This is a genomic window from Mycobacterium asiaticum (genome assembly GCF_001673365.1).
GTDB classification, from domain to species: domain Bacteria; phylum Actinomycetota; class Actinomycetes; order Mycobacteriales; family Mycobacteriaceae; genus Mycobacterium; species Mycobacterium asiaticum_A.
Genome location: NZ_LZLS01000048.1, coordinates 37,876 through 44,238 on the forward strand (window position 1 = coordinate 37,876; position 6,363 = coordinate 44,238).

The 6,363-nt window shown below is 69.4% G+C and carries 5 protein-coding genes; all 5 read right to left on the reverse strand.

Annotation, left to right across the window (positions count from 1 at the left end):
- Positions 1–18: 18 nt before the first annotated feature.
- On the reverse strand, positions 19–1,662 hold the full coding sequence (locus A5634_RS05505) for a PE family protein (RefSeq protein ID WP_065143069.1): 1,644 nt from the start codon (positions 1,660–1,662) through the stop codon (positions 19–21).
- Between the two features lie 105 nt (positions 1,663–1,767).
- Complete coding sequence (locus A5634_RS05510; RefSeq protein WP_065143070.1) at positions 1,768–3,729, reverse strand: peptidoglycan D,D-transpeptidase FtsI family protein; 1,962 nt, start codon at positions 3,727–3,729, stop codon at positions 1,768–1,770.
- Positions 3,726–4,934, reverse strand: a complete 1,209-nt coding sequence (locus A5634_RS05515; RefSeq protein ID WP_065143071.1) for a hypothetical protein — start codon at positions 4,932–4,934, stop codon at positions 3,726–3,728. The genes A5634_RS05510 and A5634_RS05515 overlap by 4 nt, the downstream gene beginning before the upstream one ends.
- Positions 4,931–6,100 carry a 16S rRNA (cytosine(1402)-N(4))-methyltransferase RsmH gene (rsmH, locus tag A5634_RS05520; protein ID WP_155769371.1) on the reverse strand — a complete coding sequence of 390 codons (1,170 nt, stop codon included), beginning with the start codon at positions 6,098–6,100 and terminating at the stop codon, positions 4,931–4,933. Before rsmH ends, A5634_RS05515 begins: the two co-directional genes overlap by 4 nt.
- A gap of 1 nt (position 6,101) precedes the next feature.
- The coding region (locus A5634_RS05525; protein ID WP_367593449.1) for a division/cell wall cluster transcriptional repressor MraZ at positions 6,102–6,363 on the reverse strand (262 nt) is incomplete at its 5' end.

A 6,363-nucleotide genomic window follows, 5' to 3' on the forward strand; every position in this document is an offset into this window, starting at 1 on the left:
GCTAGTGCTCGGTTAGTTTCAAGACGATCCGTTGTTCCCGTTCGTACCGAGGAACACACCACCGGTGCCACCGGCACCGCCGGTCCCGCCGAGCGCGCCATCCCCGCCGTCGCCGCCGTTTCCGAAGAATGTGGGAACGAAGGATCCCTCGTTGAATCCGCCGACGTTGCCGCCCGCTCCGCCGTTGGCAGGACCGCTGCCGAATCCGCCGTTGCCGCCGTTGCCACCGAGGCCGATGGCGAATATGCCGCCGGCGTCGCCGCCCTTCCCGCCGTCACCGCCGGCTTGGGCGATGCTGCCGCCGCCCGCACCACCGTGACCGCCGACGCCCAGGCCGACGACGAGCTCGCCCTGGCCACCCGCGCCGCCGACGCCGGCCACCGAGTTGTCGCTGAAGCCGCCGGCACCGCCCACACCCCCGAAACCGAAGCCGGCGACCGCGGCGCCGGCACCACCGGTACCGCCGGCCCCTCCGGCGCCGCTGACGGCGCCGCCCCCGATTGCACCGGCACCTCCGATGCCGACACCGAGGACAGTTGCGCCTGCGCCGCCCATGCCTGCTGCGCCACCCCCGGCCATGCCCGAGCCGCCCATACCGGCCGCACCGCCCTGGGCGAATCCCAGCAGCACGCCAGAGACTCCGCCGTCGCCCCCTGCACCACCGACGGCGGCAGCACCAAAGCCGGCGCCGCCGGCCCCTCCGGTACCGCCGACTCCGAAGAAGTAACCTCCACCGCTGCCCCCGGCACCACCAGCGCCGGCTGTTGCCACGGACTGTCCGCCGGCACCGCCGGCGCCGCCAAGACCAACGAGCACACCGCCGGCCTCGCCACCAACACCACCGGCCCCGCCGCCGGTCAAGCCGTACCCGCCCGCACCTCCGGTGCCACCGAAAGCGACGAGTTTGCCGCCGGCACCACCGGCGCCGCCAGCCCCGCCAGTACCCGCACCGGCGTGCCCACCGGCACCGCCGCTGCCGCCCCAGCCGATGTATGGGGCGTTGCCGCCGGCTCCGCCCGCACCGGCAGTCCCGCCGAGACCGAGCAATGCCCCGCCGGCGCCGCCGGCCCCGCCGCTACCGACCAGCCAACCCCCGTTGCCGCCGGCGCCGCCCCTGCCACCGGCGAACCCGCTGCCTCCCATTCCGCCATTGCCGATCATTCCGGCATCGCCGCCGCTGCCGCCGTTCTGCAGGGTGACACCGTTGGTGTAGTTGTAGCCGTTGCCTCCGTTGCCGGACAGGAGTCCGCCCCCGCCGCCGTTGGGGTTGGCGGCCGTCCCGTCGGTGCCATTGCCGATCAGCGGGCGACCCAGCAACGCCTGGGTAGGCGCGTTCACCAGGCCCAGGATGCCGCTCTGCAACGCTCCCAGCGGCGAGGCGCTGGCCGCATCGGCCGCCGCGTACGCTCCTCCGGCCGCATTCAGTGTCTGCAGAAAACTCTGATGAAACTCCGCGGCGGCCGCGCTCAGCGACTGGTAGTGCAGGCCGTGGCTGCTGAATAGAGCGGTGATCGACGCGGATATCTCGTCGGCGCCGGCGGACAGGATTTCGGTGGTCGATACAGCCGCAGCGGCATTAGCGCTTTGCAACGACGTACCGATGCCCGAAATCTGTTGTGCGGCCGAACCCAGCATTTCTGGAACAGCAACGACAAATGACATCGACGCGCCTCCTGTTTGGACACGATTAAGCAGGAGTCAGTATGCATAGCCACTGCGGACCCGAGGCTGCTTTCGGCCGAACTACCCCAGCGTGTGGCCTGCTGGTTACATCGCCTGCAGCGTCAGCGGCGGTCCGGGATCGGGCGACAGCGGCACGTTCTCGCGTTGCATCAGCCAGCCCGCGATGTTGTGGAACAGCGGCGCGGCCGAATGCCCCGGTGTGCCGTCGGCGTTGCGCTGCGGGTTGTCCATCATGATGCCGATCACGTAGCGGGGATTGTCGACCGTGGCCATGCCCGCAAAAGTGATCCAGTAGACGTCGTCGAAGTAGCAACCGCATCCGGGGTTGATCTGCTGGGCGGTCCCCGTCTTACCGGCCATCTGGTAGCCGGGCACCGCGGCCGCCGGCCCAGTGCCCTGCTGGTAACCCATCGGGTCCTTCTGAACGACAGCGCGCAGCATCTGCCGCACGGTCTGAGCGGTCTGGGACGAGACCACCCGCACGCCCTCGGGCCGAGGCTCCTCGGTCCGGGTGCCGTCGGCAGCGATGGTGGCCTTGAGGATCCGCGGCGGGATACGCACCCCGTCGTTGGCGATGGCCTGGTACATGCCCGCCATTTGCAGCAGGGTCATCGAAACACCTTGACCGATAGGGAGATTGGAGAAGGTGCTGCCCGACCACTGGTCGATCGGCGGGACCAGGCCGGCACTCTCGCCGGGCAACCCGACGCCGGTGCGCTGACCCAGCCCGAACTTGCGGACCATGTCGTAGAAACGTTCCGGCCCCACCCGCTGGGCCAGCATGAGCGTGCCGACGTTGGAGGACTTCCCAAAGACGCCGGTGGTGGTGTAGGGCATCACGCCGTGCTCCCAGGCGTCGTGCACGGTGACGCCGCCCATCGAGATGGTTCCGGGCACCTGCAGCACCTCGTCGGGGTTGCTCAACCCGTATTCGATGACCGAGGACGCGGTGATGATCTTGTTCACCGAACCCGGTTCGAAGGGAGAGGACACCGGCAGGTTGCCGAGTTGCCGGTCGCCCTGGCGACCGATGTCCTGGGAGGGATCGAAGGTGTTGTCGTTGGCCATGGCCAGCACTTCACCGGTCTTGGCGTCGAGCACCACGGCGGAGACGGTGTGTGCACCGGAGACGTTCTTGGCCTGCTGCACCTGCTGCTGGACGTAGAACTGAATGTCGTTGTCGAGGGTGAGCTGGACGGTGGACCCGTGCACGGCCTTATGCCGGTTGCGGTAACTGCCGGGGATGACGACGCCGTCGGACCCGCGGTCGTAGGTGACCGAACCGTCGGTGCCGGCCAGCACCGCGTCCAGCGAATCCTCCAACCCCAGCAGGCCGTGGCCGTCCCAGTCGATGCCGCCGACGACGTTGGCCGCCAGCGACCCGCCCGGGTACTGACGCAGGTCTTGGCGCTCCGAACCCACCTCGGGGTACTTGGCCGAAATCCCATGCGCGACCGCAGGATCCACGTTGCGGGCCAGGTAGACGAACGATTCGTTGCTCTGCAGCTTCTTCAACAGCGTCGCGGCGTCGGGCTTGTTGTTCAGCTTGCTCGCGACCTCTTTGGCGATCTCTTTGAGCCGCTCGGCCGGGTCCGGCGCGTGCGGCGACTTCTTCTTGGCTTCTTCCAACTGGGCGCGGACGCGCTTGGGCTGGAAGGTCAACGCGCGGGCCTCGATGGTGAACGCCAACCGGTCGCTGTGGCGGTCGACGAGGGCGCCGCGGATCGCCCGTTCGACGTCGGTGACCTTCAGTTGGCTGGCTGCCTGCGCGTTGAGTTGCGACGCGTTGGATACCTGCAGGTAGAACAGCTGCGTGACGGCCACCATCATCAGCGCGAAAATGACGACGTTGCCGGCGCGATGCCGGAATACGAACGAGGCGCCGCGGCCGGCAACTTCCACCGCCTGACGGGTGCGCCGCTCTTTGGCCGAACGTCCCGCGTCCGGACGGGGTCGCGCGTCGGCGTTGCGAGTTCGCTTGGGCGCTCGGACATCCCTGGCGGAACCGCGCTTCTGGGAGACCCGCCGTGGGTCGCCGCGGCTCATCTGGGCGTCCCCGGTGTGGCCGGCGCGGTGGGCGTCACCGGACCAAACTGTTCGACGTTGCCGGGGGCGGGTGCGGCCGGGACCGCTGCGGGTGCCAGTGCGGGCGGCGGTGCGGGTGGCGGTGCGAAGTAGTCCGATACCGGCCCGTGGATATCCGGCATCTGAGTCGGTGCCGTCGGGATCTGAGCCGGTGCAGTCGGGATCTGATTTGGCACCTGACCTGGCACCGTCGTGACCTGACCCGGCACCGTCGACCCTGGCACCTGACCTGGCACCTGACCTGGCACCGTCGGCACCTGGCCCGGCACCGTCGGCCCTTGCGCCGGTAGCTGCCCAGGCACCGGGGCGACGAGGTGCGGGTCCACCGTTGACGCACCGTCGGGTCCGCGCAGTAACACCTGCGGTCCGGGCCGGGCGGGCGTAGTCGGGGCACCGGGAGTCGGCAGCACCCGGACCGCCACCTCCGGCGGCGTCACCGGCGGGCTCGCCGGCGGCGGTGGCGTCTCGTCGGGCAGCTTGGCGTTCAGCGGGGGCGGTGGCACGCCGTCAGCCGGCTTGGGACTACCCACCACCACCCAGGTGCCGTCGGGCGCCTGGACCAGATGAGCGGTATCCCGGGTCGGGATCATCCCCTGCTTGCGCGCCGCCTCGGCCAGCGCCGGCGCCGAGGACGCCTCACGCACGTCGCGCTCGAGCGCCTCCTTCTGCTGTTGCAGAATCCGGGTGCGTTCGCGGGCGTGGCTGAGCTGATACGACCGCTCCGCGGCGTCGGTGGATAGCCACAATGTCAGGCCCAGGCCGACGCCGAGGGCGCCGATGACCAGTACGACGAACGGCACTCGGCCCAGCAGGGTCCGTGGCCGCAGATCGATCTCGGCCAGTCGGGCGGCCAGCCGCTCGGTCAGTTTGGGCCGAATCACCTTCGGCGCTTTAGCCTTTCGCGCCTTGGCCCGCGCCTTGGCCTGGCTGGTGTTCTTGGGTCGGGCCGGCCGATCGACGGGCCGCGGTATCGGACTGGTTTGGGGACCAGACCGCGGCAGCCGAGATTCCCGGCCGGAAGCCGCCGGCTTCCCGGCACGCCCTCGACCGCGGCGCGACGTCGGGTCGGCCGAGCCGGTGCGGGCGCCGGTGCGGGCGTTAGCCCCACGACTGCGGCCGCGACGCTGGCCGTCGCGACTCTTGGTCGCCTCGCGTCTGGTGCTCATGACTGTGCCTTCCCCCTTGCGTGCTCGACTCGTTGCAGGGCCCGCAACCGCACCGGGGCGCTGCGCGGGTTGCGGTCCATCTCGGCCGTGTCCGCCCGCTCTGCACCGCGCGTCAACGACGTGAAAAGTGGCCCGTGGCCGGGAAGTTCGACCGGCAGCCCCGGCGGCGTGCGCGACGAGGTCGCTTGGGTGAACTCCCGCTTGACAATCCGATCCTCGAGCGACTGGTATGCCATCACCACGATCCGGCCGGTCACGGCCAGCGCATCCAGGGCAGCGGGAATGGCGTCGCGAAGCGACTCCAGCTCGTCGTTGACCGCGATGCGCAACGCCTGGAACGTCCGCTTGGCGGGATGTCCACCGGTGCGCCGGGCCGGAGCCGGAATCGCGTCGTAGAGCAGCGCCACCAACTCGGCGGTCGAAGTGAACGGGGTGCGGGCGCGGCGACGAACGATCTGCGCGGCGATGCGACGTGCGAACCGCTCCTCGCCGTAGCGGTGCAGAATGTCGGCCAGTGCGCCCTCGCTGTAGGTATTGAGGATCTCGGCCGCCGTCAGCGGTGCTGACGGATCCATCCGCATGTCCAGCGGCGCGTCCTTGGCGTAGGCGAAGCCCCGCTCGGCGCGATCGAGTTGCATCGACGAGACACCCAGATCGAACAGCACTCCCTGAACCGATCCCAGTGTGCTGTAACCAGATTCGGCAAGTGCGGCGGCGATTCCGTCATATCGGGTGTGCACCAGGGTGATCCGGTCGGCGAATGGCGCCAACCGGTCCGAGGCAATGGCCAGGGCGCTCGGGTCGCGGTCGAGCGCGATCAGGCGCAGGCCGGGCAGCTCGGTCAGAAACCGTTCCGCGTGGCCGCCCGCACCGAGCGTGGCGTCGACGAGGACCGCGCCGGTGCCGTCGGGGTGCTGACTGGTCAGCGCCGGAAACAGCAACTCGAGGCAGCGCTGTGCCATAACCGGCACATGGCCGAAATCGGTTGGGCCGGAATCCGAGTCAGGCAAGACGACACCTCCCCGACTCTGGCAGTACCGGCCACTCGCGCGGACTAGGTGCAGTCCCGCCCGTGCACCGAGGCCCCTGTCCGAAAGCACGCACCTGGCGTTGGGGAAGTACGCCAGGGTCGGTTCGGGCAGAGACCACGGTGCACAGGCATGCACCTCAGAAGATGTCGCCGAGTGCTTCATCGCTGGCCGCGGAGAAGTTCTCTTCGTGAATTTGCTGATAGTTGTTCCACGCCTGCGCATCCCAGATCTCGAGGTAGTCGACCGCGCCGATCACCACGCATTCCTTGGACAGGCCTGCATAACGTCGGTGGTCGGTCGACAGCGTGATCCGGCCTTGCGCGTCGGGGTGCTGCTCGTCAGCGCCGGAAACAGCAACTCGAGGCAGCGCTGTGCCATAACCGGCACATGGCCGAACG

Coding starts and splice junctions, on each gene's coding strand:
- A5634_RS05505 (WP_065143069.1), bottom strand. CDS start 1,662: ATGTCATTTGTCGTTGCTGTTCCAGAAATGCTGGGTTCGGCCGCACAA.
- A5634_RS05510 (WP_065143070.1), bottom strand. CDS start 3,729: ATGAGCCGCGGCGACCCACGGCGGGTCTCCCAGAAGCGCGGTTCCGCC.
- A5634_RS05515 (WP_065143071.1), bottom strand. CDS start 4,934: ATGAGCACCAGACGCGAGGCGACCAAGAGTCGCGACGGCCAGCGTCGC.